Below are 25,343 nucleotides of genomic sequence, written 5' to 3'. Positions count from 1 at the left end.
GCGGTGGCGCCCAAGCGGATCGCCGCCGCGCCGCGCCGGGCCCGCGTCGCCGCCGCGCCGGCCCGGTCTGTCCGGGCCACCCCGCAGGCCGTCGCCGCCGCGCCGCCGCCCCCGGAGGGCTACGCCCGCTACCGGGCCTACAATTACGGGCCGGGCTACGGCTACGAGCCGGGTTACGCCCAGGGCTACACCCAGGGCTACACCGACGACCGCCTCGACCGCCTGAGCAGCGCCCAGGCCGCCGGCTACGTCGTGGTCCACCGCCGGACGGTGCAGTTCCCCGATGGCCGGACCCTGCGGGTCTATCGCCCGGACGACGAGGGCGAGCCGTTCTGAGCTGAGCCCGCCGCGAATACCGCCCGCAGGGGCGCCCGCAGGATCTTCCCGGCGGGATTGCGGGGCAGGAGCCCGTCCCAGATCTCGATCCGCACCGGCACCTTGAACGCCGCGAGCCGCTCGGCCGCGAAGGCGCGGATCGCCTCCGGATCGGTCTCGGCGCCCTCGGCCAGCACCACGATGGCGCCCGGCTCCTCGCCCAGCGTCGGGTGGGGCACCGGCAGCACCACGGCGTCGATCACGTCCGGGTGCGCGTAGAGGGCGTTCTCGACCTCGCAGCAGTAGATGTTCTCGCCGCCGCGGATCAGCATGTCCTTGATCCGGTCGACGATGGTCAGGAAGCCCTCCTCGTCGGCGCGGGCGAGGTCGCCGGTGCGCAGCCAGCCCTCGGAGAGGACCTCCGCGGTGGCGGCCGGGTCGTCCCAGTAGCCGCGGACCACGTTCGGGCCCTTCACGCACAGCTCGCCGACGCTGCCCGGCGGCAGATCCTGCCCGAGGGGATCGAGGATCCGCACCTCGCAGACCGGCAGGGGCGGGCCGCAGGATTCCGGGTGGGCGAGGTAATCCTCGCCCTGGTGGTGGGTGAAGGTCGCCGAGGTCTCGGTCATGCCCCAGCCGGTGCCCGGGACGACCCGCGGCAGGGCCTCGCCCAGCGCCCGCACGAGGTCGCCGGCGGCCGGGGCGCCGCCGTAGGTGACGCCCTCGAGGGTCGGCAGCGGCCGGCCGGCCTCCCGGGCCGCGTTGGCGAGCTGCCACGCGATGGTCGGCACGCCGCCCGCGCTGGTGCAGCCCTCCCGCTCGATCAGGTCGAGGGCCGCGGCGGCGTCCCAGCGGTGCATCATCACCAGCCGGTGGCCGCCGTAGAGGGCCGCCCCCAGGCTCGCGTGGCAGCCGGTGACGTGGAACAGCGGGATTACCAGCAGCGCCGCCCGCTGCGGCGCGGCCGGGTCGGGCTTCGGCGGCGCCTCGCCCCGGCGCAGGGCGCTGCGCGCCGCCGAGTAGGGGTAGGCCATCACCGTGGTGGCGGCCGCCCGGTGGGTGCCGACCGCCCCCTTGGGCTTGCCGGTCGTGCCGGAGGTGTAGAACAGCGTCGCGTCGTCCTCCGGGTCGAGGGCGACGTCCGGCAGGGGCCGGTCGGGGAGGGCGCCCCAATCCCGGACCGGCCCGACGATGTCGGTGAGCGGCGTCGCCCGGGGGTCCGGCGCGGTCCGGGTGGTGAGGACCCGCTCCAGGGCCGGGCATTCGCGCAGGTGCGGGGCGATCCGGTCGAAGCGCTCGCCGTCGGCGATCAGCACCCGCGCCCCCGAATGCTGCAGGCCGTAGGCGAGTTCGGGCCCGGTCCACCACGCGTTGAGCGGCGTGGCGATGGCGCCGGCGAGCAGCGCGCCGAAATAGCTCACCGGCCATTCGGGCAGGTTGCGCTGCGCGATGGCGACCCGGTCGCCCTTGCGCACGCCGGCCTCGACCAGAGCCCGCGCCAGGGCGGAGGCGGCGCGGGCGAAGCCCGTGAAGGTCACGCGCTCGTCTTGGTAGACCACGAAGGTCTTGTCCCCGTGGCCGCGCGCGATCCGGAACAGATCGCCCAGCGTCGGCGGTGCCTTCTCCCAGATCCGGGTCGGCACACCCCGGATCGGCACCGTGGCGATGGCGAAGGGCCCACCTGAGGCGGTGAGCCGCACCTCGGCCTCGCGGAAGGGCAGGGCCGGCCAGCCGGCGGGGATGCGGGGATCGGGGCTCATCGGGCGATGGTCACGCCGCCGTCGATCACGAGCGCCTGGCCGGTCACGAACCGGCCGGCCGCCGAGGCCAGGAACACGGCCGCGCCCGCGATCTCGTCGGGCTCGCCGATCCGGCGCAGGGGGGCGGCGTCCGTGGTGGCGGCGAGCATCTCGGGATCCTCCCACAGGGCCCGGGCGAAATCGGTGCGGATCAGCCCCGGGCACAGGCAGTTCACCCGCACGTTGGCGGGCCCGTACTCCACCGCGTAGTTGCGGGCGAGCTGGAGGTCGGCGGCCTTCGAGACGTTGTAGGCGCCGATCACCGGCGAGCCCTTGAGCGCCCCGATCGACGAGACGATGACGATCGCGCCGTCCCGCCGCGCCACCATGCCGGGGGCGACCATCTGGATCAGCCAGTGGTTCGACAGGACGTTGTTCTCGAGGATTTTTCGGAACTGCGCGTCGGAGATGCCGGCCAGCGGCCCGTAATAGGGATTGCTGGCGGCGTTGCAGACCAGCACGTCGACCGGGCCGAGCCGGCTCTCGGTCTCGGCCACGAGGGATTCCAGCTCCTCCTTCACCGAGATGCTGGCCGGAATCGCCACCGCCCGGCCGGCGCCGTGCGCGGCCTCGATCTCGGCCACGACCGCCTCGCAGCCCTCGCGCCTGCGCGACGAGATCACCACCCGGGCGCCGTGCTCGGCCATCCGCAGGGCGATCGCCCGTCCGATGCCCCGCGACGAGCCGGTGATGAGGGCGGTCTTGCCGGTCAGGTCGAACAGGGACATGGCTCGCCTCCGCGCTGGATGAAGCGGCGAACGGCTTCGATCCTCGTTCCACAGGATAGGACGGTCGCGACGCGCCCCCTCTCCCATGCGGGAGAGGGCACCCGCGCCGCATCCGGCCGCGGACGCTGTCGCCGGACACCGCCCATCCTCACGCCCCCACCCGCATCGAGCGGCGCAGGCGCGCCATGCCGGCGAGCCAGCGCTCGGGATCCTCCGCCCGGCGGCGGGCGTACTCGGCCACCTGCGGGTGCGGTAGGATCAGGAAGCGCCCCGAAGCCAGCCCGTCGAACGCGGCTTCGGCCACGGTCTCCGGCGCCAGCACGCCGTCGCGCGACGCGGCGCTGGCTTCCCCCAGCATGGCGGTGTCGACGCCCTGCGGGCACAGGGCCGCGACCCGGATCCCGTCCTCGGCGTGGGCGATGGCGAGATGCTCCAGGAAGGCGAGCGCCGCGTGCTTGGTCGCCCCGTAGGTGGCGCTGCCGATCTGGCTCAAGAGCCCGGCCGCCGAGACCGTTCCGAGGAACGCGCCGCCGCCGCGGGCGCGCCAGAGCGGGACCAGCACCCGCGCGGCGTGGACGTGACCCATCACGTTCACCGCGAAGGCGCGCGCCCAGCTCTCCGGGTCGGCGGAGGTGGCCAGATCCGGATCGGGGTCGCGCTCCAGGATGCCCGCGTTGGAACAGTAGAGCGCGATCGGCCCGGTCCCAGCCTCGATGCGCGCCAGGATCGCACTGACCGCCTCCGCGTCGCCGACGTCGAGCGCGAAGGCCCGTCCGCCGAGTTCCGCCGCCACGTCCTGCGCCCCTGCCCCGTCCCGGTCGAGGGCCACGACCGTCGCGCCCCGGGCCCTGGCCGCGACCGCGAGCGCCCGGCCGATGCCCCTCGCGGCCCCGGTGACGGCGACGACGCGGCCGGACAGCTCCATCTTCAGGCCCCCGCCCGCTCGGCGAAGCCCCAGGCCGCTTCCGCGAGCTTCGGCACGCGCGCCGCCATGGCGGCGGCGTGCTCGCTCGCGGCGTTGCCGGCCTTGGCGCGGGCCGCCACCCCCTGGAGGATGCCGACCAGCCGGAACAGGTTGTAGGCGAAGTACCAGTCGAGGTCGGGCAGGTTTTTCCGGTTCGCAGCCCGGCAGTAGAGCGCCACCGCCTCGTCACGGGTGGGGATGCCCAGAGCCGTCAGGTCGAGGCCGCCGAGCCCGCTGCGCCCGTCGGCGGGCAATTCCCACTGCATCAGCAGGTAGCTGAAATCCGCCAGCGGATCGCCGAGGGTCGACAGCTCCCAGTCGAGCACCGCGCTGACGCCGCCGTCGCGGGAGAAGATCAGGTTGTCGAGACGGTAATCGCCGTGGACCACGCAGGCGCCCTGCTGCTCCGGCACCGTCCGGGGCAGCCACGCGATCAGTCGCTCGACATCCTCCAGGCGCCCGTCCTCGGCGGCGCGGTACTGGCGGGTCCAGCGGTCGACCTGCCGGGCGAAGTAGTTGCCGGGCCGGCCGTAATCGGAGAGCCCCGCAGCCTCCGGGTCGATGGCGTGGAGCCGAGCGAGCGTCGCGATCATGCCGGCATAGTGCCGGTGGCGGGCGTGGGGATCGAGGCCGGGCAACGCCCCGTCCCAGTGCACGGCGCCGTCCACCGCCTCCATCACGTAGAAGGCCGCGCCGATGATGTCGGGATCCTCGCACAGGGCGAAGGGGCGCGGCACCGGGAACCCCTCGCCGTAGAGGGCGCCGATCACCCGGAACTCGCGCTCCACCGCGTGGGCCGAGGGCAGGAGCGGGCCGAAGGGCTTGCGCCGCAGCACGTAGGCCTGGCCCGGCGTGTCGAGCCGGTAGGTCGGGTTCGACTGGCCACCGCGGAACTGCTGCACGGTGAGCGGCCCGGCGTAGCCGCGGACGTGCCCGTCCATCCAGGCGGCGAGCTTCGCCTCGTCGATCCGGTGGCGCGGCTCGACCGGCTTCACGCCGGAAAAGACATCCGCGTCGCTCATGCGCCCTCGCGGGCATTGGTGTAGCGCCCGAATTCCAGGCGGGCGATCGAGCGGTTGTGCACCTCGTCCGGCCCGTCGGCGAGCCGCAGGGTGCGGATATGGGCGTACATTTTCGCGAGCCCGAAATCCTCCGAGACGCCGGCCCCGCCATGGGCCTGGATGGCGTCGTCGATCACCTTGAGCGCCACCCGCGGCGCCGCGACCTTGATCATGGCGATCTCGAGCTTGGCGCCCTTGTTGCCGACCTTGTCCATCATGTCGGCGGCCTTCAGGCAGAGGAGGCGGGTCATCTCGATGTCGATCCGCGCCTCGGCGACCCGCTGCTCCCAGACCGACTGCTCGCTGATCCGCTTGCCGAAGGCGACCCGGGACACGAGCCGCCGCGCCATGGCCTCCAGCGCCACCTCGGCCGCCCCGATGGTGCGCATGCAGTGGTGGATGCGGCCTGGCCCGAGCCTACCTTGCGCGATCTCGAAGCCGCGCCCCTCGCCGAGGATCAGGTTTCCGGCCGGGACGCGGACGTTTTCCAACACCACCTCGCCGTGGCCCTTGGGCGCGTCCTCGTAGCCGAAGACCGGGAGCAGGCGCTCCACCCGGACCCCGGGCGTGTCCATGGGAACGAGGATCTGCGATTGCTGCCGGTGGCGGGGGGCCTCCGGGTCGGTCTTGCCCATCAGGATCGCGATCTTGCAGCGCGGGTCGCCGACGCCGGTTGACCACCATTTGCGGCCGTCGACGACGTAATGGTCGCCGTCGCGGCGGATCGACGTGCTGATGTTGGTGGCGTCCGAGGAGGCGACCTCCGGCTCGGTCATCAGGAAGGCCGAGCGGATCTCACCCGCCATCAGGGGCTTCAGCCACCGGTCCTTCTGGGCCGCGGTGCCGTAGCGGTGCAGCACCTCCATGTTGCCGGTGTCGGGCGCCGCGCAGTTGAACACCTCCGAGGCGATCCCGACCCGGCCCATCTCTTCGGCGCAGAGGGCGTAGTCGAGGTTGGTCAGGCCGGCGCCGCGATAGGCGTCGGTGTCGTGCTCGGCGGAGGGCGGCAGGAACAGGTTCCACAGGCCCTCGGAACGGGCCTTCTCCTTCAGCCGCTCCATCGTGGGGGAGGGTTCGCGGCTCTGCGCGCGCTCGGCCGACACCGCGGCGGCGGCCGGAAGGATCGCGTCGGCGATGAAGGCGCGGACGCGGGTCAGCCAGTGGGTCTGGGACTGGGAGAGGGTGAAGTCCACGGTGTCCGCTCCCTAGGGTTTCTCTGCCGGGCGAGCGCACCGAGCTTGCGTGCGCGGGCTGCCCGCCTTCCCATTGCCTTCACCCACGGCGCGACGCGCCCCCTCTCCCGTGCGGGAGAGGGTTGGGGTGAGGGACGAGAAGCCACAGGATCGAGCCCGCCCTTGTCGCGCAGTCAGGTCGAGCCCTCTCTGGACAGACCTGATCCCTCACCCTGTCCCTCTCCCGCACGGGAGAGGGGACCCGCGCTCCGACCCGAATCGAACGTGGCGCTCGATCGACCCACATCACGCCGCCGCTCACAGATAGGCCGATCCCATCTCGCTGGCGAAACGCTGCGGCGGTCCCTCCCAGACGATCCGCGCCTGCTCTAGCACGTAGACCCGGTCGGCGTGCGGGAGCGCGAAGGTGACGTTCTGCTCGCCGAGCAGGACCGTGATCGGCGTGGTCTGCCGCAGCTTCTCCAGCGCCTTCGACAGCAGTTCCAGGATCACCGGGGCGAGGCCGAGCGTCGGCTCGTCGAGGATCAGGAGGCGCGGGCGCATCATCAGCGCCCGGGCGATGGTCAGCATCTGCTGCTCGCCGCCCGACAGGGTGCGGGCGCTCTGCGTCTCGCGGTCCTTGAGGATCGGGAACAGCTCGTAGAGCCAGTCGCGCTGCCGGGCAGACTCGGCCTTCGGGAAATGCTGGCCGCCGAGGTCGAGATTCTCGCGCACGCTGAGGTCGCCGAACAGCTCCCGGGTCTCGGGCACCTGGACGATGCCGGCCCGCGCGATGGCGGCGGGCTTCATCCGGGAGAGGTCCCGGCCGTCGAACCGGATCGTGCCCGTGTGCGGCACGAGGCCCGAGATGGCGTTGAACAGCGTGGTCTTGCCGGCGCCGTTCAGGCCGACAACCGAGACGAACTCACCCTCGTGGACGTGGATCGAGGCGGCGCGCAGGGCCTGCGCCTTGCCGTAGAGCACGTCGACGCCCTCGACGGTGAGCAGCGAGTCGGGCTTGAACGCCGCCTCGGGCCGGGCCGCCGTCTCGATGCTGCCGCCGAGATAGACCCGGCGCACGGTCGGGTCGGCCATCACGGACTCGGCAGAGCCCTCGGCGATGCGCTCGCCGAGATACATCGCGAAGACCCGGTCGACGATGGCCGCGACGCTCTTCACGTTGTGGTCGACGAGGAGCACGGCCTTGCCCTCGTCGCGGAAGCCGCGGATCAGCTCGGAGAAGGCCGCGACCTCGCCGCCGGTCAGGCCCGCGAAGGGCTCGTCGACCAGCACCACCCGGGGGTCGCGGGCGATGGCCTTGGCGAGCTCCAGCCGGCGGAGATCCGCGAAGGGCAGGGTGCCGGGGCGCCGGTCGACGACCGCGCCGAGGCCGACGCGCTCGGCGATCTCTCTCGCGCGCCGCGCCACGTGGGGGTCGGCCGCCAGCCGGATCAGGCTGTCGGGCAGGAGCGCGAGGCTGATATTCTCCAGCACGGTCTGCCGCTGGAGCGGCCGCGCGTGCTGGAACACAAGGCCGATCCCGGAACGGGCGACCCGGTGGGCCGGCATGCCGCCGATCTCCGTGCCGTCGAGGCGGATCGAGCCGGCGCTCGGCCGCTCCAGCCCCATGATCAGCTTCATCACGGTGGACTTGCCCGAGCCGTTGGGGCCGATCAGCCCGAGGATCTCGCCCGGGCGCAGGTCGAGGTCGATGTTCTTGACGGCGACGAGGCCGCCGTAGCGCTTGGTCAGGCCGCGCACGGTGAGGCAGGGCTCGGCCATGACGGGCGACACGGCCGGCGGGGGCGCGACGGCGACGGTCATCGGGCTCTCCGGAGCGATCCGAGGCCGAGCAGCCCCGAGGGCACGAACAGGATCACGAGGAGCGCCACCGCCGAGACCACGAAGGTCGAGAGGCCGCCGAGCGGCCGCAGCAGCTCGCCCGCCGCGATCAGGAACACGGCGCCGAGCGCCGCGCCCACGATGGTGCGGCGGCCGCCGAGCACCGCCGCGATGATCACCTGCACGCCCACCGACGTGTTGATCAGCGTGCCGACCGAGGCGGTGCCCATGTAGAAGACCACCAGCCCGCCCGCGAGGCCCGAGAAGGCGGCGCTGACCGCGAAGGCCGCGAGCTTGTGCTTGGCGACGTTGAAGCCGAGAGCCCCGGTCACCACCGGGTCCTGGCCGGCGGCCTGGAGGATCAGCCCCGCGGGCGAGCGGGCGATGGCCGTGAGGATCAGGCCCGAGACCGCCATGAAGCCCAGCGCCAGCCAGTAATTGGTGTCGGCGTCGATGGAGATGACGTCCGGCACGGTCAGGCCGATCTCGCCGCCGGTGAGGCCGGAGAAGACCACGATCATGTTCTGCAGGAGCAGGACCGCCACCAGGGTGATCAGCCCGAAATAGGGGCCCCGCACCTTCAGCGCCGGCAGCGCCAGGGCGAGGCCGCCGACCACGGCGAGCACCGTCCCGACCGCGAGGCAGTAGGGGATCGGCAGTTCGTAACGGTTGTTGAGGATGCCGGCGCCATAGGCCCCGAGGCCGATCAGGAAGGTCGGGCCGAAATTCACCTCGCCTGCGAAGCCGAAGAGCAGGTCCCAGGCCATCGAGAACACGCCGAAATAGTAGGCGATGGTCAGGAGGCCGAGGATGTAGCCGGAGACCCACCAGGGCAGGGTGGCGGCGGCCAGGACGGCGAGGACCGCGATCCAGAAGCCGGGGGTGGTGAGGAGCTTCATGGATTAGCCTCGCACACGGCAGCGATCCGGCTCGTTCGGCGCAGAGGCCTTTCCCACCCACGCCCCTCATCCTGAGGTGCCGCGCCAGGGGCCTCGAAGGAGGCCTCCAGGGATCGCGCGGCCGGCTGGAGGGCTCCTTCGAGGCGGCTTCGCCGCACCTCAGGATGAGGGCGCGGGCTGGACACCCGGGGTGCAAAAAGAACCATCACCGCCGCCCCAGCAGACCTTGCGGGCGCAGGTACATGACGGCGACCAGCAGGAGCAGCGCCGGGATCACCCGGTAGGCCGGCGAGATCAGGTAGGCGGTGGCGGTCTCCAGATACCCCACCACGTAGGCGGCGATCAGCGAGCCGGTGACGCTCCCGAGGCCCCCCAGCACCACGATCGAGAAGGCGCTCGCGGTGAGCGGCCCCACCGAGTACGACGACACCCCGAGGAACATCCCGAGCAGCACCCCGGCGGTGCCGGCGAGCAGGCCGTAGATCGCCCAGACCGCCACGTAGATCTTGCCCATGTCGTGGCCGAGCAGCGTGACGCCCCGCGGATTCATGGAGGCGGCGAGCAGGACCTTGCCGGCCCGCGCCCGATTCACGAACAGCCAGAGCAGGCCGATCACCACCCAGCAGATCACCGCGGTGAAGACCTGGTTCCTCGGCGTCCGCACCCCGGCGATCTCGAAGACGCCCTCGACGATCGGCAGCACGGTCTTCGGGTTGTCGGTGAAGAAATAGGCCACCAGCTCCTGGATCATGATCCCCCAGAGCAGCGTCCCCGTGAGCACGAAGATCTCCTTCTCCTCCCGCGGGATGGCCCGGCTGCGCTCGATCGGCGCGACCACCGCGAAGTAGGTGACGAGTGCGCCCGCGAGCCCGCACAGGATGCCGATCACCGCGCCCGCGTAGGAGCCGAGCCCGAACAGCGCCGAGGCCGCCCAGGCCGCCACCGCGGCCATGACCATCAGGGCGCCGTGGGTCAGGTTGAGGACGCCCGAGACCCCGAAGATCAGGGTGAAGCCCATCGCGCCGAGCGCGTAGAGGGACGAGATCGCGAAACCGTCGACGAGGATCTGGAGGCCGATCATCGCGCTCTCCCCGCCCGGTTACCGTCCCGCCGCCTTCACCGCAGGGGGCAGGATCATGGTCCCGTTGGCGGTGGTGGCCGGCCAGATCGCCACCTGCTTGCCGTTCTGCCACTGCCCGAGGACGCTGGTCATCAGGCCGGGCCCGTACTGGATCGAGTGCGTGAACGGCTCGTCCTTGCCGTAGAATTTCAGGCGCCCGACGGTGCCGACGTAGTCGGTCTTCTCCAGGGCGTCGACGAGCTTGTCGGCCTCCGTGGAGCCCGCCCGCTTGACCGCCTCCGCCGCGTAGTGCGTGGCGTCGTACGCCATGTAGCCCGCGTAGGACGGCGCGCCGCCGAAGCGCTTGGTGAAGGCCTCGGCGAACGGGATCGTCTTCTCGGTGAGCGCTACGCCCGGCACCGCCACGCTGTCGAACAGCACGCCCTGCGTGCCGCCGTTGGTGTTGGCCCAGAAGGTCGAGGAGGTCGCCTGGCCGCTGATCCCCGTCATGGCGATCGGCACCTGCTGGTTCTGCCACTGCACGGTCGGCTGCACGCCGACATGGGCGATGCCGGTGACGATCAGGTCGGGCTTGGCCGCCTCGATCTTGTTGTAGATCGGCGTGAAGTCGCCCGTGTCCGGGGAGAAGCGGACGTGCTCGACCACCTTCAGCCCGGATTTCGGCAGGCATTCCTGGTAGGCGGCGTCGAGCGGGCGGGTCCAGGCCGCGTCCTCGCTCATGATCGCGGCGGTCTTGGCCTTGAGCTTCTCGACCAGCACCTCCTTGGCGGAATCGCAGACCGCCTGCGCCAGGGCGTGCGAGGTCAGGTATCCGTGGAAGGTGTACTTGTTGCGCGCGTAGTCCTTGTGGACCGCGACGCTGATCTCGTTCGAGGCCGCGCCCGGCGTGATCATCGGCGTCTTGAGCCGGGCCGCCCAGGGCATCAGCGCCAGCACGACCTCGGAGATGTAGCTGGCGATGACGAGGTTGACCTTGTCCTCGGAGACCGCCCGCTGGAAGGCGCGGACCGCGTCGGAGGCGGAGGACTTGTCGTCGTAGGTGACGACCTGGATCTGGCGCCCGTCGACGCCGCCCTTGGCGTTGATCTCGTCGGCGGCGAGCTGGACGGCCTGCGGGATCGAGGCCCCGGCCACCGACTGCGCCTCGGCGATCACCCCGATCTTGATCGGGTCCGCGGCCCGGACGGGCCCGGCGGCGACCAGCCCCGCGGCGATCAGCGCGGGCAGCGTGCGCCGAATCGGGGCAACCCGGGCGGCGGCGCGCACGGTCTCGGACATCGGCGTTCCCTCATCCCAGTGCCCGAATTTTATATCCGCGGGCTTGGCCCGGACTGTACCCGCGCTCCGACGGATCACAAGAGGCCGGTCGGGACCGGCCGGTGACGTTTGCACCGAGTCGTTTTCCGCCCGGGGTATCGCCGCGCGCCGCTGCATCCTAGGCTCGCCGCGGCCCTGCGAAGCGCGGGCCTGGCGGCCTCGAAGAAGGGCACGGTCCGGTGAGGAACGCACGCTCGGCCGCGGCTGGGGTTCGCCCCGGACCGCGGCCCCGGAGCCTCGGGAAGTGGTCCGCTCCGCGGCCGGCACGGGCAGGGAACCACAGGCATGACCCTGCGCTGGACGCGGCGGCCCGAGGGCTCGACCTGGGGGGATTTCGGCCCCGACGACGAGCTGGGACGCCTGAACCTGCTCACCCCCGAGAAGGTGCTGCAGGGCGTCGCCGAGGTGCGCGAAGGGGTCACCTTCTGCCTCAGCCTGCCGCTGGACCTGCCGGGCGGCAACGTCCTGAACCCGCGCCGCCACCCGCCGCAGATCACCCCGACGCGCCGCGCCAACGGCCGGCCCAACATGAACTTCCCGGTCTGCGAGGAGGTCGACGGCGCCACCGACGTGATCTGCGACGACCGCGCGCTGATCCACCTGCAATACTCGACGCAGTGGGACTCGCTCGCCCATGTCGGCTCGCTGTTCGACGCGGACGGGGCGGGCGCCGCGCCGACCTTCTATAACGGGTTCCGCGGCGGCCGCGACATCGTCGGGCCGAGCGCACCGGAGGCGGCGGATGAGCCGTCCCGGGCGAAGCGCCTCGGGATCGAGCGCCTCGCCGAGACCGGCATGCAGGGCCGGGCCGTGATGATCGACCTGCGCGCCCATCTCGGCGACGCCAGGACACGCGTCGGCTACGACCAGCTCGCCCGGATCCTGGAGGCCGACGGCGTCGTGGTGGAGCCGGGCGACATGGTCTGCCTGCACACGGGCTTCGCCGAGCGGCTGATCGCCATGGGCGGCGCGCCGGACCCGAAGCTCGTCCACACCCTCTGCGCCGGCCTCGACGGGCGCGACCCGCGCCTCCTCGACTGGATCACCCGCACCGGGCTCTGCGCGCTGATCGCCGACAACTACGCGGTGGAGGCCTACCCGGCCGGCCCCGGCCCCGCCTGCTGCGCGACGCTGCCGCTCCACGAGCACTGCCTGTTCAAGCTCGGGGTCAATCTCGGCGAGCTGTGGCACCTGACGCCGCTGGCCGACTGGCTGCGGGCCCGCGGCCGCTACCGCTTCCTGCTCACCGCCCCGCCGCTGCGCCTGCCCGGCGCCGTCGGCTCGCCGACGACGCCGATCGCCACGGTGTGAGGATCGGAGCGGTCCCAGGACGCGCTTCCGAGGTCGCCCGGATCAGCCGAGGGCGGCGGGTGCGGCGGCGCGCGGCGGGTCGCCGACCGGCTCCGCGGCCGGCTCCGCGGCGTCCTGGGGCGGCCCGGGGCGGAGGACGGCGCGCTCGCGGAAATGCGGGATGGCCGCCTCGAACACGGCCTCAGCGGCCGCCCGGTCGCCGGCCGCCACGGCGTCGCGCAGCCGCGCCACCCAGGCGTCGAGCCTGTCCCGGTCGGCGAAGACCGGCCGCGCCGCCATCACCCCGTCGATGCCCGGCAGGGCGATCCGGGGCTCCTCGCGGGCGAACAGGATCTCGTTGAGCCGCTCGCCGGGCCGGGCGCCGGTATAGGCGATCTCGATCTCGGTGCCGGGCTCGAAGCCGGCCAGCCGGATCATCCGCTCGGCGAGGTCGGCGATCCGCACCGGCTGCCCCATCTTGAGCACGTAGACCGCGGCGCGCTCCGCGCCCGCCCGGGCCTCGCCGTCGGCGTGGGAGGCGGCCGTCAGCACGAGGTCGCAGGCCTCGCGCACGGTCATGAAGTAGCGGACCATGTCCGGGTGGGTGACGGTGACCGGGCCGCCCCGGGCGATCTGCGCCTTGAACACCGGCACCACGGAGCCCACGGAGCCCAGCACGTTGCCGAAGCGCACGGCGATCAGCCGGGTCGGGTGGTCCGGCCGCGCCGACTGCGCGGCGTCGAGGGCCTGGGCGACCATCTCGGCGAAACGCTTGGTGACGCCGAGCTGCGAGACCGGCTCGATCGCCTTGTCGGTGGAGATCATCACGAGCGCCCGCGCGCCCGCCGCCACCGCCGCCTCGGCGACGTTGATCGAGCCGAACACGTTGGTCTTGATGCCCTCCTGCCAGTCCCGCTCCAGGTAGGGCACCTGCTTCAGCGCGGCGGCGTGGAGCACGTAGTCGGGCCGGAACGCCGCGATCACCGCGTGCGTCCGCTCCCGGTCGCGGATATCGGCCAGCACCCCCGTCACGGCGGTCTCGGCGGCCAGGATCGCGGGGTGGCTGAGGATGCCGTGGAGCGCCGGCTCGGAGGATTCGAGCACCAGCACGGCGGCGGCCCCGAAGGCCACGGCCCGCAGGCAGATCTCCGAGCCGATCGACCCGCCGCCGCCGGTCACCACGACCCGGCGGCCGGCGAGGAACGCCTCCAGGCGCGGCCGGTCGATGGCGACGGTCGGCCGCAGCAGCAGGTCCTCGATCTCCAGCGGCGCCAGTTCCGGACCCTGCACGCCCTCGCCGAGGCCGACGACCCGGGCGAGGGGCAGGCCGAGGCGCCGGGCGCGGGCGATCAGGTCGTCCGGCGCCGCCTCCGGCACGAGGGCGCTCGGGGCGGCCACGAGCCGCCGCACCGGCTCGCCGCGGGCGGCGAGGTCGGCGACCACGCGCTCGAGATCCGGGAAGCCGCCGAGCACCGGCACGCCGCGCATGAACTGGCCGCGCTCGTCCGCCCGGGGCGACAGGATGCCCCGCGGCGCGAGCTTGCGCACCGAGCCCGCCTCGATCGCCCGGATCAGCACGTCCATGTCGGCGCCGCGCCCGAGGAGCAGGGTCGGGACGGTGGCGGCCCGCGCGCTCGACTGCCGGGAGCGGGTGTCTTTCAGGTAGCGGAACGCCAGGCGCGTGCCGCCCAGGAAGAAGATCTGCAGCACCCAGTAGAGCAGGATCGCGATCTTGCCGAAGAAGTAGAAGCCGTAGAGGTCGGACGAGACCAGCACCCAGTCGATCACCAGGAGCGCCAGGGCCAGGACGCTGGCCGCCCGGACGATGCCGGCGAGGTCCTGCAACGAGGCGAAGCGCCACTTGGTCCGGTAGAGCCGGAAGCGGCCGTAGACGAGGCCGGCGAGGACGAGGAACGGCGGCAGCAGCAGGGGCAGGGCGTGCAGACGCTCGGCCAGCATGCCGCCCTGGAAGCGGAACAGGAAGGTGAGCACCACGGCGGCAGCGGTCGCCGCGAGGTCGTGGGTCACCATCACCGCGGTCTTGTAGAGGCGCTGCTGCATCGGGAGCCGGATGGGATGCCGGGGGTATCCGCCGCGGCACCGGCCCTGTCAACGCGGCCCGCCCAGGGCCGGAGCCGCGGCCGGAGGCGGCGCCGGCCTCAGCCCAGCGCCCGGGCTGCCGCACCGGCCGCGTCGTCCACCCGGTCGATGTCGGGGGCGTCGATGTGCCGGTAGCGGGCCTGGATCAGCCCGAAGGCCCCGAAGGCGGCGTGGCCGGCCGCCACGAGCCCGAGGAGGATCCAGCCGTAGGGTTGTGCGCGCAGCAGCGCGAAGGCCTCGGCCAGACCCTTGGCATCCGAGGAGCGCTGGTGCCACGCGGCGGCCACGAGGAACCCGCCGATGATCAGGAAGGCGAGGCCCCGCGCCGCGTAGCCGAAGCGGCCGATCGGGCCGGCCCAGCGGTCCCGGGCCCGGGCGTCGAGGGCGAGCCGGTCGGTGACGTCCCCGCGCCACGCCTTGCCGAGGAAGCCGAACCCGCCGCCGACGACCGCGAGGCCGACGAGGGCCACGAGCCAGCGGCCGAAGGGCTTGCTCAGGAGCCACGCGGTGCCGTCATGCACGCCGTCGCCGCCGCTCATGCCCAGGCCGAGGCTGAGCGAGGCCGCGCTGGCGGCGAGCCCGAGATAGAGCCCGGCGCTGATCAGGTGGGCACCGCGCACCGCGAGGCCCTTGGCGGAAGTGCCCCGCCGGTCGGCATCGGTGATGCCCTCGACGAGGCGCCAGAGGGCGAAGCCAGCGAGGCCGAGGGCGATCAGGCCGACGACGGCCGCGCCGAACGGCCCGGCCATGACGGCGCGGAGCGCATCCTTGCTGTCGCCGGCCCGGCCGCCATGCCCCAGGGCCGCCAGCAGGGCCAGGGCGCCGACCACGATGTAGACCACGCCGCGGGCGCCGTAGCCGAAGCGGGCGATGCGCTCGATCGCGTTGCGGCCGCCGGGAAGGGTCCTCATCGGCGGGACCCGGCTTCGGGGAATCGGGTGTCGGGCACGGGCGGCATCCTGTGGAGCGGGAGCGTTCAACGCCCGGCGGCGCGCACCCGATCCGTTGCCGGCACAACCTCCGTGGCCGCCCTACATGGGCGTCCGGTCGGCGCGGCCGGTGAGCGCCACGTAGAAGCCGAGCCCGTCCTGGGCCGGCAGGGTCTGCAGGCGCTCGATCAGGCCGCGGCGCTTCGCGTCGAGGAGCAGGCGCCCGGCCGGCTGGAACAGGGTCTCGCCGCCGCCCTCCGGGGGCGGATCGAGCCGGATCGCCACGGTCTTGCCCCTGGCGAAGCGGCTGCGCTCCAGCATGTCCTTGAGCGAGGCCTCGGCGGTCGCCCGGTTGGTGCCGCGCAGGTCGAGCACCGACTCGGCGTCGGTCACGCCGAGGGAGCCGCGCAGCTTGGCCGCGTAGAAATCTTCGAAATGGGGCAAGTCGGTGCCTTGATGCTTCGCCGTTCGATCAGGTGGGGTGCGGCCGCTCAGAAGGCGAGACCGCGGTAGAGGTCGCGCACCGGCACGGCGCCGTCGAGCTCCGGCAGCGACACGGTGCCGTCGAGCCCGAGGGCCGCGACGCTCCAGTCGTCGCCCGCGCGCCGCCAGACCTCGACCCGCGCCTCGTCGGAATAGACGATCAGCAGGACCGCGAGGCTCGGCACGGTCCGGTAGAAGTCGATCTTCCGACCGCGGTCGAGACTCATGGTCGAGGGCGAGAGCACCTCGGCGACGAGGAGCGGGTCGGCGGCGTAGCCCTCCGGCAGCGGCGGCCCGCACCGCACCACCACGTCGGGGATCGGGGCGAAATCGTCCATCGCGGCGCTGAGGATCGCCAGACCCGGCATGGCGCGGCAGCCTCGCGGCTCAGCCAGGGCGTCGAGGCGTCCCGCCAGGTTCATGACGATTCGCTGATGCCGCTCCCGCGGCGGCGCCATGAGCGCGGGCTCGCCGTCGAGCAGCTCCCAGCGCTCGTGCGCGGGCCGGCCCTCCACCCAGAGCCTGAACTCGGACACATCCATCCGCGCGTCGCGCTTCGCGGCCAGAGCCATCGCCGATCCCCACCTCGGCCGGATCGTAGCACCGGGCCGGCCGCCCGCAACAGGTCCGGCCCGGAAGGCCATCCCCGCGCGGGCGTCACGGCCGATGCAGGCCGGCCTCCCTCGGGGACTCGGAGGCCGGCACAGGGCGACCGGCACAGGGCAACCGGCGCGGCGACGGACTCAGTCGGCGCCGAGCCCGGCTGCCGCGACGGTGGCGCCGGCCTCCAGGAAGCGCTGCGGATCCACCGGCTCGCCGTCGATGCGGGTCTCGTAGTGGAGATGCGCCCCGGTAGAGCGCCCCGTCGAGCCGACGGCGCCGACCGCGTCGCCCGCGGCCACGCGCTGCCCGGGGCGGACCGCGATGCGGGCGAGGTGGCCGAACCGCGTGGTGACGCCGTGGCCGTGGTCGATCTCGACCATGTTGCCGTAGCCGCCCGCGGCCTCGGCGGCGATCACCCGGCCCGGCGCGGTGGCGCGGGCGGGCTCGCCGTACTCCGCCTTCAGGTCCAGCCCGGTATGCAGGGCGAGGCCGCGGGTGAAGGGGTCGAGGCGCGTGCCGAACGGGCTCGACACGGTCGCACCTCCCCGGATCGGGCGTGCCAGGGGCAGGGTGGCGGCGAGCCGGCGCAGGCGCTCGCCGTCGTCGAGCGCGCGCCGGGCCAGGGCGAGGCCCTCCGCGAAGCCGGTGCCGTCCAGGGCGCGGCCGTCGAGGGGCACGAACGGTCCGCCCAGCCCGGCGGCCGGCGCGGCCGCGCCGGTGCGGTCGGGATCGAGGCGGTCGGGGTCGAGACCGGTGCGGCCGATCAGCCCGCGCAGCCGCCGCACCGCGTCCCCGGCCCGGGCGGCCAGCCCGGCGAGGCGCTCGCCCTGGGCCGCCTGCAGGCCGTCGAGCCGGGCCTCCAGCCGGATCAGGCCGGTCTCGGCCTCGCGCGCGCCGCGGCGGGGCAGGGGATCGCGGGCGGAGCGCGGCGCCGGAGCCGCACCCTCAGTCGGACGCAGGAAGAGATCGTCGTAGCTCCCACCGGGCGCAGCGCCGGGCCGCCCGGGCAGGGCGCCGGTCGTGGACGGCTCGGGCAGGGCCTGCCGCTCCAGGTCGGCGAGGGCGGCCGTGCGCCGCTCCAGCTCGGCCTGGCGCTCCAGGGCGGCCGCGACCCGGTCGGCCAGCCCCGCCTCGCTCCCCGCCCGGTCGCTCCGGTCGCGGTCGAGGCGGTCCTGGAGCTCGCCGATGCGCGCCTCGTAGGCGTCGCGCAGGGCGGCCTGCCGGGCCACGAACCCGGCGAGCACGTCGTCGTGGAACACGATCAGGCAAGAGGCCCCGAGCGCCCAGGCCACCGCCAGGGCGAGGCCGGCGGCGAGCCAGGGGGCTGGCCGGTGCGGCCTGAGACGCGCGGGGAACTTCGGAAGCTGCATCGGGACGGCACCGGAGGAGCCGCCATTCAGGCCTCAGTAGGGTTAAGGATCCGTCGCGCGCCGGGCGTCAGGGGGACGTCAAGGAGACGTCAAGGGGACGTCAGGGCAGGGCGCGCGCGGCCGCCAGGACGGCCTCGGCGTGGCCGGGCACCTTCACCTTCGGCCAGATCCTGGCGACGCGCCCCTCCCGGTTGACCAGGACGGTGGTGCGCTCCACGCCCATGTACTTGCGCCCGTACATGCTCTTCTCGACCCAGACGCCGTAGGCCTCGAGCACGGTCTTGTCCTCGTCGGTGGCGAGCGGGAAGGTCAGCCCGTACTTGCTGCAGAACTTGTCGTGGCTCTTCACCGGGTCCGGCGACAGGCCGACGACCTTGGCGTCCGCTTCCGCGAAGGCCGGCAGCAGGCCGTTGAAGTCCTGCGCCTCCAGCGTGCATCCGCTCGTGTCGTCCTTCGGGTAGAAGTAGAGCACGACTTTGTGACCGCGGAGCGCGGACAGTCCGACACGCCCTCCGCCCGAGGCGGGAAGGTCGAAATCGGGGGCGGGATCCCCCTCTGACAGCGGCATCGTGCCTTCCTTTCGGCCGATTGATGATGTGCAACCGATCTCGTGCGCGGGCTCGAGCGATGGCACCGCGCACGTCCGAGCCAAGCCCGGAGTCGCGGCCGCTGTAAAGCGCGGGCGCGCTTCGATCCACCGGCCGCGGAGCCCGAGGGCGCCGCGCGCAGAGACCCCGGAACAAAGGTCCCGATGGCGGACGAGACAACGCCGGCATGCAGGCCTCGGGGGAAGGCGCGACGCGTCGGCGGCGTCTGCCTCGTGAGCGCCCTCGCGCTGGTGCTGCTCGTCGGCGCCGGTGTCGGCCTCGTGGCCCTGCGACTGTCGAACGGGCCGCTCCAGATCGACGGCCTGTCGCGCCGCGTCGCCGCCGCCGTGGCCGAGCGGATCGGGCCCGGCTGGAGCATCGGGCTGCGCGGCAGCAGCCTCGAGCTCGACCGCGAGAACGCGCTCAGCCTGCGCTTCTCCGGCCTCGACATCCGCAACCCGCAGGGCGACCTCGTGGTGCGCGCCCCCCTGGCGCTAGTCAGCCTCGACCCCTGGGGGCTCCTGCGGCTCAACCTGCAGCCGCGCTCGATCGAGTTCCGCGAGACGCAGACCACCGCGCTGCTGCACCGGGACGGCTCGATCGCCTTCGCGGCCTCGGAGGCCAACCACCCGGTCGACGTCGCGCCGCACACGCCGCCGAGCGTGGACGGGGTGCGCGGCACCGTCTCGCCGCTCTCGGCCGCGATCGCGTCGATCTTCGGGGTCGTCCTCGATCCGGGCGGCGTGGTCGGCGCCCTCGACCGCGCGCGCGTCACCGACGCGCGGCTGCGGCTGATCGACGAGGACGGCCGCGAGCGCGCGGTCTTCGCGCGGGTCAACGGCCTGTTCGGGCGCGACCCGGTCAACGGCACCCGGAACTTCGAATTGCGGCTCGACGGGCCGCACGGCGAGTGGCGCTTCGGCGGCACGCTGCGCGACGGCGCGGACGGGCAGGAGCGCTCGGGCGTCATCACCCTCGACGACCTGCCGGTCACGGATCTCCTGCTGCTCTCGGGCCAGTCCGGCCTGCCGCTGACCACGGACCTGAAGGTCTCGGCCCGCGCCGACGTGAGCCTGACGGCCGGCCGCATCCGGACCATGAACGCCAAGCTCCACACCGGCGACGGCACGTTCCTGATCGAGGAGAAGGACTTCAACCCGGTCACGGTCGAGAGCCTCGACGCCTCCCTGGACTGGGACGAGGCCAACCGCGTGATGTCGCTGACCGGCCTGGACTATCGCGGGGCCGGCAACGCCGTGCACCTCGCGGGGACGTGGACGGGCAGCCCCGCGGGGGCGAGCACGACCTGGACCGCGACGCTGGCGAGCCGCGACGCCACCTTACGCGGGGCGACCCCGCAGGACGTGCCGGTGAAGATCGACGCCCTGGACGCGCAGCTCTCCGGCCGCGACGGCGGGATCTCCATCGACGCGCTGACCCTGTCGGGGCCCGGCGTGAAAGGCGCCATCACCGGGACGATCGGCACGAGCGCCGACGACGGCGGCCTGACCCTGCACCTCGCCGGCCACGACGGCGAGGTCCGTACCGGGCTGCGGCTCTGGCCGGAGCACATCGCGCCGCCGGCCCGCACCTACCTGGTGGACCAGCTCCGGCGCGGCCGGGTCGATTCCGTCGACATCAAGGTGAAGATGTCCGGGGCGGTCCTGGCGGCCGCCACCCGGGGCGACCCCGCCCCGGACGACGCGGTCCACATCGACTTCCACGTCTCGGACGCGGCCATCGACGTCACCGCCGATTCCCCGCCGGTGACCAAGGGCAACGTCGTCGGCGTGATCACCGGGCGCTCGACCACGGTGCGCAACGTGACCGCCGAGGTCCACGGGCCGGACGGGCGCGGGCTCGCCATCTCGGACGGCAGCTTCGTCATCCCGCAGATCACCCCGGACCGGGTCGTGGCCCAGATCGGGATGCGGCTCTCCGGCGGCGCCGACGGCATGGCCTCCGTGCTCCAGGCCAAGCTGTTCAAGAGCGTGATGAGCGTCGACCTCGACCCCGCCACGATCAAGGGCAGCGCCGACCTGCGCGTCGACTTCCCCCTCGACCTCAAGCACATCCCCGACCTGCCGGACCTGCCGGTGACGCTGACCGGCTCGCTGGCCGACCTCTCGGTCGACAAGGTGATGGGCCGGGACCGGCTCGAGTCGGGCCGGTTCAACCTCGTCTACGACCGGGGCGCCTTCACGCTGAAGGGCGACGGCCGGGTCGCGGGCGCGCCCATGTCGGTCGACCTGCGCCAGCCGAAGGTCGGGCAGCCCGGCGAGGCGGTGGTCAACGTGTCCCTCGACGAGGCGGTCCGCGGACGCAAGGGCCTGCCGACCGCACCGCAGCTCACCGGCACCATCCCGGTCCGCGCGGTGGTGCAGATCGGCCGGCCGGGATCCGGCAAGCCGCCGATCCGGGTCGAGGCGGATCTGGCGAAGGCCGGGATCGACGGGCTGATCCCGGGGCTGACCAAGCCCCCGGGCAAGCCGGGACGGCTCACCTTCACCCTGGTCGACAGCGGCCAGACCTTCGACCTGCGCGACTTCGCCCTCGACGCGGCCCCGGCGAGCGCCCGCGGCACCGTCTCGATCACCCAGGAGGGCGGCCTGGAGCGGGCGGACCTGAGCAGCGTCAAGCTCTCCCCCGGCGACGACCTGCGCGTGAGCCTCGACCGGACCGGCGGCGGCTACAAGGTCGTGGTCCGGGGCGCGGTGGCCGACGCCCGGCCGTTCCTGAAATCCCTGGGCGCCCCCGATCCCAAGGTCGGCCGTGAGGCGCGGGACGCGAATCCCAAGGATATCGACGCCGACATCCAGGTGCCCATCGTCACCGGCTTCAACGAGGAGGCGCTGACCGGCGCCAACCTGAAGCTCTCCCTACACGGGAAGACCCTGCGGGCCGCCAACATCACCGGGCGCTTCCGCGCGGCGCCCTTCGCCGCCACGGTCACCCGCGGCGAGCGCGGCGTGCCGACCCTGTCGGTGGAATCGGCCGATGCCGGCGCGACGCTGCGGTTCGTCGACGTGTACCGGCGGATGTATGGCGGCCGGCTCACGGCCGGGATCGGCCTCAACGACGGCCCGCAATCCGGCGTCGTGCAGATCCGCGACTTCATCCTGCGCAACGAGCCCGCGCTGTCGAGCATCATGGCGCAGGGCCCGGAGCCGTCCGAGGCGGAGACGGCCCGCGGCCGCCGGGTCGCCCCGGGCCGGGGCGCGGGCGACGTCACCTTCGACCGCATGCGCGCCAACTTCGTGCGCACCGGCACCCGCGTCGACTTCACCGACGCGGCGATCTCGAACGCCGCCATGGGCTTCACCCTGTCGGGCTGGCTCGATACCGGCCGCGAGCGCACCGACATGACCGGCACCTTCGTGCCGCTCTACGGCCTGAACAACGTGGCCTCGCAGCTGCCGCTGCTCGGGCCGCTGCTCGGCGGCGGCCACAACGAGGGCCTGTTCGCGGTCAATTTCCGCGTCTCCGGCAAGCTCGCCTCGCCGGACGTGAGCGTGAACCCGCTCTCGGCGATCGCCCCGGGCTTCCTGCGCAAGCTGTTCAGCGCCGGCGGCGGCCCCTTCGCGGACGGGATGCCGGGCGTCCCGCAGCAATAGGGCGGGCAGCCCGGAAGAGCCGCCCGCCCCTGTCTCACGCGCGGATGAAATCCGCGATCACGGCCGGAGCCGCGGTGTCGAAGCCGACCACGTCGAGCATGCCGGGATCCTCCGGGTCGGCGATGCTGAAGCCGTTGGAGACCAGCCCCACGACCACCAGCTTCGCCGAGATCCCGGTCTTCTCCCGGTACGCCCGCAGCGCCTGGACCGGGTGGACCGGCCCCGCCCAGGTCTCCGAGTCCGTGTAGACCACGAACGCGTCGGCCTTGACGCCCCGCTCCAGCGCCCAGCGCATCGGCAGGGAGCAGTCGGTGGCGCCGAACGGCAGGTCGGCGGTCGCCCGCACCGCCTGATCGAGCCGCGTCGACGGCCCGATCGGCAGCGGCGTCAGCGCGGCCCCCTGGCTCCAGACCCGGCCGGCCTCGGCGGTGAAGCCCAGCACCTGCCAGTGCTCCTCGGTCGCCGCGGTGACGAGCGCCATCGCGGCGGCCGCCTCCCGGGCCGTGAGCGTCGAGCCCGCGACCGTGCTGGCGCCCATCGAGCCCGAGACGTCGAGCGCGAGCACGAGGCGCCGGCCCGTGGGCTCGACCGCGCCGAACGCCGTGTAGAACGCGGCGTTCAGCGCCTCGACGATCGCCGCCACCGGCTCCCAGGAGAGCTTGCCCCGCTGACCGTGCCCGGAGGCGTAGGTCTTGAGGGCCAGCAGCAGCGCCATCGGGTGCAGGCGCGCCCGGAGGATCCGCTCCCGGTCCGACAGGACCGCCCGGACGTGCTCGGTGCCCTCCGAGAAGGGCGCCAGCACCCCCGCGGCCGTCAGGCGGCCGAGCTGGCGCACGAGGGCGCCGACCGGCATCCGCTCGATCAGGGCCTCGTTCACCGCGCGGCTGCCCATCAGCCCGGTCGGCAGCGCCTCCCACGGCAGGCCGTGCGAGCGCACCAGGGCGGCGGCCACCGCCCCGTCGAGGCCCTCCGCCTGCACCCGCGCGAAGGCATGGACGAGCCCGGGGGCGGCCTCGGTCACGGTGCCGCGGCAGATCCAGTCGAACAGCGCCTTCCGGGCGGGCTCCTCCGTCTCCGGATGGGCCAGCCGCAGGAGGTCGCGGTGCGACCAGCCCTGGCGGGTCCGGTACTTCACCGCCTGGAAGGCCAGGGCCTCCACGGGCTTGGCGCAGTACCAGTCACCGACCGCCCGGCGCAGGCCCCGGCCCCAGCCGCGCATCGCCTCGACGGAGGCGGCGAACTGGAACAGGTGCGTGCCGGTGCGGCAGACCCGAGGCAGGGCCGCGAGCGCCGCGCGCCGGGTCGCGAGGTCCGCCGACGCGGTGGCCAGCGCCAGGGCGAAGATCGCCGGATCCGGCTTCGGAGCCCGGCCGCCCTCGCTCACCGCCACGATGGCGGCGACCGCGCGGACGCCGTCCTGCGCGATGCACCGCTGCACCGCCGCCGCGTTCTCGGCGGTCAGGGCGCGCGGGCTCGCGTAGTACGAGCCGCCCTCGGAGCCGAGCACCAGGAAGCGGTCGAGCCGCGCCCAGTCGCCGACCGCGAAGGCGTGGCCTCCGGCGGCGTTCGGCACCGTGCCGGGGATCGGCTCCGTCTGCGGGGTGGCGCGGAGCCGGAACATCTGTGCGAGCTTCGTCATGGCGGGCTCCTCTCGGTCTCTCCTCTCTCCATCGCGGCCGATCGCCGGCCGGTGGCGCGTCCCGGCGCGCGCGGTCGGGCGGGGACGCGGCCGCAGCGCGTCGTCCACCGCCGCTCGCGCGCGGCCGGTATCTCGTGTAGTCGGTGGCGGGGTTCCGTCCGGCCGGGCGCGGGCGTGGCGGCGACGAGGGGCTTATCCGATGCTCTGCTTGAGCTACGGGCCTGACGACCCGGCGGGACTCGCACCCGCACCCCTCGGATCCCGATAACCTTCGTCTTCCGGCCCGCGTCCGGGCGATGCGGGCGTGGGGTGAGGAACGGTGTCCGGGCGCTCTATCCGGGCTGAGCTACGGGCCTCGCGGCCCGGCGGGATTCGAACCCGCGACCTCCCTTCGGTGAAGATAACCGTTCCTCTCCGGCCCGCATCGTCGGCCGGGATCCGCGCACGGTCGGCGCCCCGGTTGTCTCGCGGGGCCCTGCGGTCGTGGTGTCGGGGACGGGCATGAGCTCCGGCGACCTCGCGGCCCCCGACGGGGATCGAACCCGCAACCTCCGCGGGACAAGCCCGCGGCGCTCTACCGATGATAACCGTCCCCTGCCGGCCCGCAGGGTCCTCGAGACGCGCTCAGCCTCTCGGGCCGAGAGCCCCGCGATACGACCGTAACGGTCGCATCAGCCCGGGACGGGCGAACGCCGCGACGTCGATGCCGTCGTGCTGTTTCATACCATGCTCCGTCCGAACGGGGCTTCGGGTGACGCGGGCGTGTCGATGAGGCTCGGGGAGATCCGTGACAGGGATAACCGAGCGTCTCCGGCCCGCGCCGGTGAACTGCGATCGGCTGCCAGCGGCGACCGTTGCGAAGGGAACCGGACTCGTCCGCCGCGGCGCGCGGGCCGCGGATACGAGGAGCGTGCGGTCACTTCAGATCACCGGCCCGGCAGGCCGATGGCGCGGTGGATACGGTCGCGCTCGGCCTGCGTCAACCGGAAACTTGAAAATTCTTTCAGTTCGGGCGATCTCCGGCCCATGATCACTGCCGCCCAGATCCGCGCCGGCCGCGGACTTCTCAAGTGGACGCAAGGGGTTCTCGCGAGCCGCGCCGCGGTCTCCGTCGTCACCCTGAACATGATCGAGAGCGAGCAGGTCCAGCCCCGCAGCCGGACCCTCGCGGCGATCCGCACGGTCCTCGAAGGGGCGGGCATCCGCTTCGTCGGCGACGCGCAGGAGGGCTACGGGGCGATCCTGCGCCCCGCCCCCGCGACCGGGTCCGGGGACGCACCGGCACAGAAAAGCCCGGCGCGGACGACCGCACCGGGCTGAAGCCGAACCGGCCTGCGCGGGTGCGCTATTTCTCGACGAAGGCCTTCTCGATGACGTAGTGGGCGGCCTCGCCGTGGTTGCCCTCCTCGTAGCCGCGCGAGGACAGGAGCTCGCGAGTGTCGCGGATCATGTCGGGGCTGCCGCAGAGCATGAAGCGGTCGTTCTCGATCGCCATCGGCGGCAGGCCGATATCCTCGAACAGCTTGCCCGAGACCATCAGGTCGGTGATC

General features: G+C 73.3%; 19 protein-coding genes, 2 tRNA genes and 2 pseudogenes. 4 read left to right on the top strand and 19 right to left on the bottom strand.

The window, feature by feature from the left end; translation table 11 throughout:
- Nucleotides 1-336 (top strand): annotated as a pseudogene (locus ACLBX8_RS29995) (hypothetical protein); the annotation flags it as partial.
- Here ACLBX8_RS29995 and ACLBX8_RS29990 read toward each other — a convergent pair.
- The 9 genes from ACLBX8_RS29990 to ACLBX8_RS29950 form a co-directional block, all read right to left on the bottom strand.
- A complete protein-coding gene (locus ACLBX8_RS29990; protein WP_447716270.1) occupies nt 303-2,075 on the bottom strand; it encodes a class I adenylate-forming enzyme family protein in 1,773 nt (590 codons plus the stop codon). The pseudogene ACLBX8_RS29995 and the gene ACLBX8_RS29990 overlap by 34 nt on opposite strands.
- The gene (locus ACLBX8_RS29985; RefSeq protein WP_447716269.1) at nt 2,072-2,842 is read right to left on the bottom strand and encodes an SDR family NAD(P)-dependent oxidoreductase; all 771 of its coding nucleotides are present in this window, start codon (nt 2,840-2,842) and stop codon (nt 2,072-2,074) included. The genes ACLBX8_RS29990 and ACLBX8_RS29985 overlap by 4 nt, the downstream gene beginning before the upstream one ends.
- Nucleotides 2,843-2,990: 148 nt before the next feature.
- On the bottom strand, nt 2,991-3,767 hold the full coding sequence (locus tag ACLBX8_RS29980; RefSeq protein ID WP_447716268.1) for an SDR family NAD(P)-dependent oxidoreductase: 777 nt from the start codon (nt 3,765-3,767) through the stop codon (nt 2,991-2,993).
- Nucleotides 3,768-3,769: 2 nt separating this feature from the next.
- Nucleotides 3,770-4,828, bottom strand: coding sequence for a phosphotransferase family protein (locus ACLBX8_RS29975; RefSeq protein WP_447699506.1), 1,059 nt, complete (start codon nt 4,826-4,828; stop codon nt 3,770-3,772).
- Nucleotides 4,825-6,060, bottom strand: a complete 1,236-nt coding sequence (locus ACLBX8_RS29970; RefSeq protein WP_447716267.1) for an acyl-CoA dehydrogenase family protein — start codon at nt 6,058-6,060, stop codon at nt 4,825-4,827. The genes ACLBX8_RS29975 and ACLBX8_RS29970 overlap by 4 nt, the downstream gene beginning before the upstream one ends.
- Nucleotides 6,061-6,357: 297 nt before the next feature.
- Nucleotides 6,358-7,863 (bottom strand): ATP-binding cassette domain-containing protein, encoded by a 1,506-nt coding sequence (locus tag ACLBX8_RS29965; RefSeq protein ID WP_447683930.1) that lies wholly within the window; start codon nt 7,861-7,863, stop codon nt 6,358-6,360.
- Nucleotides 7,860-8,780, bottom strand: a complete 921-nt coding sequence (locus ACLBX8_RS29960; protein WP_192710264.1) for a branched-chain amino acid ABC transporter permease — start codon at nt 8,778-8,780, stop codon at nt 7,860-7,862. The genes ACLBX8_RS29965 and ACLBX8_RS29960 overlap by 4 nt, the downstream gene beginning before the upstream one ends.
- 205 nt (nt 8,781-8,985) lie before the next feature.
- Nucleotides 8,986-9,861, bottom strand: coding sequence for a branched-chain amino acid ABC transporter permease (locus ACLBX8_RS29955; protein ID WP_020095281.1), 876 nt, complete (start codon nt 9,859-9,861; stop codon nt 8,986-8,988).
- Nucleotides 9,862-9,879: 18 nt separating this feature from the next.
- Nucleotides 9,880-11,139 (bottom strand): ABC transporter substrate-binding protein, encoded by a 1,260-nt coding sequence (locus tag ACLBX8_RS29950; protein WP_091926034.1) that lies wholly within the window; start codon nt 11,137-11,139, stop codon nt 9,880-9,882.
- A 324-nt stretch (nt 11,140-11,463) separates the two neighbouring features.
- Here ACLBX8_RS29950 and ACLBX8_RS29945 point away from each other — a divergent pair, with 324 nt between their 5' ends.
- Complete coding sequence (locus tag ACLBX8_RS29945) at nt 11,464-12,489, top strand: cyclase family protein (RefSeq protein WP_447716266.1); 1,026 nt, start codon at nt 11,464-11,466, stop codon at nt 12,487-12,489.
- Between the two features lie 42 nt (nt 12,490-12,531).
- Here the strand turns inward: ACLBX8_RS29945 and ACLBX8_RS29940 are convergent, their stop codons facing one another.
- From ACLBX8_RS29940 to ACLBX8_RS29915, 6 genes are all read right to left on the bottom strand, one after another.
- Nucleotides 12,532-14,529 (bottom strand): SDR family NAD(P)-dependent oxidoreductase, encoded by a 1,998-nt coding sequence (locus tag ACLBX8_RS29940; RefSeq protein ID WP_132367590.1) that lies wholly within the window; start codon nt 14,527-14,529, stop codon nt 12,532-12,534.
- 98 nt (nt 14,530-14,627) lie between these two features.
- Nucleotides 14,628-15,479, bottom strand: a complete 852-nt coding sequence (locus ACLBX8_RS29935) for a DUF1206 domain-containing protein (protein WP_091682461.1) — start codon at nt 15,477-15,479, stop codon at nt 14,628-14,630.
- Between the two features lie 120 nt (nt 15,480-15,599).
- Complete coding sequence (locus tag ACLBX8_RS29930; protein WP_091980190.1) at nt 15,600-15,941, bottom strand: hypothetical protein; 342 nt, start codon at nt 15,939-15,941, stop codon at nt 15,600-15,602.
- A gap of 47 nt (nt 15,942-15,988) precedes the next feature.
- A complete protein-coding gene (locus ACLBX8_RS29925; protein ID WP_103985870.1) occupies nt 15,989-16,552 on the bottom strand; it encodes a Uma2 family endonuclease in 564 nt (187 codons plus the stop codon).
- A 171-nt stretch (nt 16,553-16,723) separates the two neighbouring features.
- Nucleotides 16,724-17,953 (bottom strand): M23 family metallopeptidase, encoded by a 1,230-nt coding sequence (locus tag ACLBX8_RS29920; protein ID WP_447716265.1) that lies wholly within the window; start codon nt 17,951-17,953, stop codon nt 16,724-16,726.
- A gap of 100 nt (nt 17,954-18,053) precedes the next feature.
- Nucleotides 18,054-18,521, bottom strand: coding sequence for a peroxiredoxin (locus ACLBX8_RS29915; protein ID WP_447699510.1), 468 nt, complete (start codon nt 18,519-18,521; stop codon nt 18,054-18,056).
- 183 nt (nt 18,522-18,704) lie between these two features.
- Here ACLBX8_RS29915 and ACLBX8_RS29910 point away from each other — a divergent pair, with 183 nt between their 5' ends.
- Nucleotides 18,705-22,154: a hypothetical protein gene (locus ACLBX8_RS29910; protein WP_447699511.1), complete on the top strand. Its 3,450-nt coding sequence runs from the start codon at nt 18,705-18,707 to the stop codon at nt 22,152-22,154.
- A 34-nt stretch (nt 22,155-22,188) separates the two neighbouring features.
- On the opposite strand, the gene ACLBX8_RS29905 is transcribed toward ACLBX8_RS29910, so the two are convergent.
- The 3 genes from ACLBX8_RS29905 to ACLBX8_RS29895 all read right to left on the bottom strand — a co-directional run bounded on the left by ACLBX8_RS29905 (nt 22,189) and on the right by ACLBX8_RS29895 (nt 24,216).
- Complete coding sequence (locus tag ACLBX8_RS29905; protein ID WP_447699512.1) at nt 22,189-23,793, bottom strand: TROVE domain-containing protein; 1,605 nt, start codon at nt 23,791-23,793, stop codon at nt 22,189-22,191.
- A gap of 224 nt (nt 23,794-24,017) precedes the next feature.
- Nucleotides 24,018-24,149: transfer RNA gene (locus ACLBX8_RS29900), tRNA-OTHER, on the bottom strand.
- A tRNA-OTHER gene (locus tag ACLBX8_RS29895) sits at nt 24,150-24,216 on the bottom strand.
- Nucleotides 24,217-24,819: 603 nt separating this feature from the next.
- On the opposite strand from ACLBX8_RS29895, the gene ACLBX8_RS29890 reads away from it, so the two are divergent.
- The gene (locus ACLBX8_RS29890; protein ID WP_447699513.1) at nt 24,820-25,113 is read left to right on the top strand and encodes a helix-turn-helix domain-containing protein; all 294 of its coding nucleotides are present in this window, start codon (nt 24,820-24,822) and stop codon (nt 25,111-25,113) included.
- A gap of 25 nt (nt 25,114-25,138) precedes the next feature.
- On the opposite strand, the pseudogene ACLBX8_RS29885 reads toward ACLBX8_RS29890, so the two are convergent.
- Nucleotides 25,139-25,343, bottom strand: a pseudogene (locus ACLBX8_RS29885) (ferredoxin--NADP reductase); the annotation flags it as partial.

It is taken from the genome of Methylobacterium sp. D48H, from assembly GCF_053345715.1.
This window is presented reverse-complemented; position numbering and strand designations above follow the sequence as displayed.

Coding starts and splice junctions, on each gene's coding strand:
- ACLBX8_RS29990 (WP_447716270.1), bottom strand. CDS start 2,075: ATGAGCCCCGATCCCCGCATCCCCGCCGGCTGGCCGGCCCTGCCCTTC.
- ACLBX8_RS29985 (WP_447716269.1), bottom strand. CDS start 2,842: ATGTCCCTGTTCGACCTGACCGGCAAGACCGCCCTCATCACCGGCTCG.
- ACLBX8_RS29980 (WP_447716268.1), bottom strand. CDS start 3,767: ATGGAGCTGTCCGGCCGCGTCGTCGCCGTCACCGGGGCCGCGAGGGGC.
- ACLBX8_RS29975 (WP_447699506.1), bottom strand. CDS start 4,828: ATGAGCGACGCGGATGTCTTTTCCGGCGTGAAGCCGGTCGAGCCGCGC.
- ACLBX8_RS29965 (WP_447683930.1), bottom strand. CDS start 7,863: ATGACCGTCGCCGTCGCGCCCCCGCCGGCCGTGTCGCCCGTCATGGCC.
- ACLBX8_RS29960 (WP_192710264.1), bottom strand. CDS start 8,780: ATGAAGCTCCTCACCACCCCCGGCTTCTGGATCGCGGTCCTCGCCGTC.
- ACLBX8_RS29955 (WP_020095281.1), bottom strand. CDS start 9,861: ATGATCGGCCTCCAGATCCTCGTCGACGGTTTCGCGATCTCGTCCCTC.
- ACLBX8_RS29950 (WP_091926034.1), bottom strand. CDS start 11,139: ATGTCCGAGACCGTGCGCGCCGCCGCCCGGGTTGCCCCGATTCGGCGC.
- ACLBX8_RS29945 (WP_447716266.1), top strand. CDS start 11,464: ATGACCCTGCGCTGGACGCGGCGGCCCGAGGGCTCGACCTGGGGGGAT.
- ACLBX8_RS29940 (WP_132367590.1), bottom strand. CDS start 14,529: ATGCAGCAGCGCCTCTACAAGACCGCGGTGATGGTGACCCACGACCTC.
- ACLBX8_RS29935 (WP_091682461.1), bottom strand. CDS start 15,479: ATGAGGACCCTTCCCGGCGGCCGCAACGCGATCGAGCGCATCGCCCGC.
- ACLBX8_RS29925 (WP_103985870.1), bottom strand. CDS start 16,552: ATGGCTCTGGCCGCGAAGCGCGACGCGCGGATGGATGTGTCCGAGTTC.
- ACLBX8_RS29920 (WP_447716265.1), bottom strand. CDS start 17,953: ATGCAGCTTCCGAAGTTCCCCGCGCGTCTCAGGCCGCACCGGCCAGCC.
- ACLBX8_RS29915 (WP_447699510.1), bottom strand. CDS start 18,521: ATGCCGCTGTCAGAGGGGGATCCCGCCCCCGATTTCGACCTTCCCGCC.
- ACLBX8_RS29910 (WP_447699511.1), top strand. CDS start 18,705: ATGGCGGACGAGACAACGCCGGCATGCAGGCCTCGGGGGAAGGCGCGA.
- ACLBX8_RS29905 (WP_447699512.1), bottom strand. CDS start 23,793: ATGACGAAGCTCGCACAGATGTTCCGGCTCCGCGCCACCCCGCAGACG.
- ACLBX8_RS29890 (WP_447699513.1), top strand. CDS start 24,820: ATGATCACTGCCGCCCAGATCCGCGCCGGCCGCGGACTTCTCAAGTGG.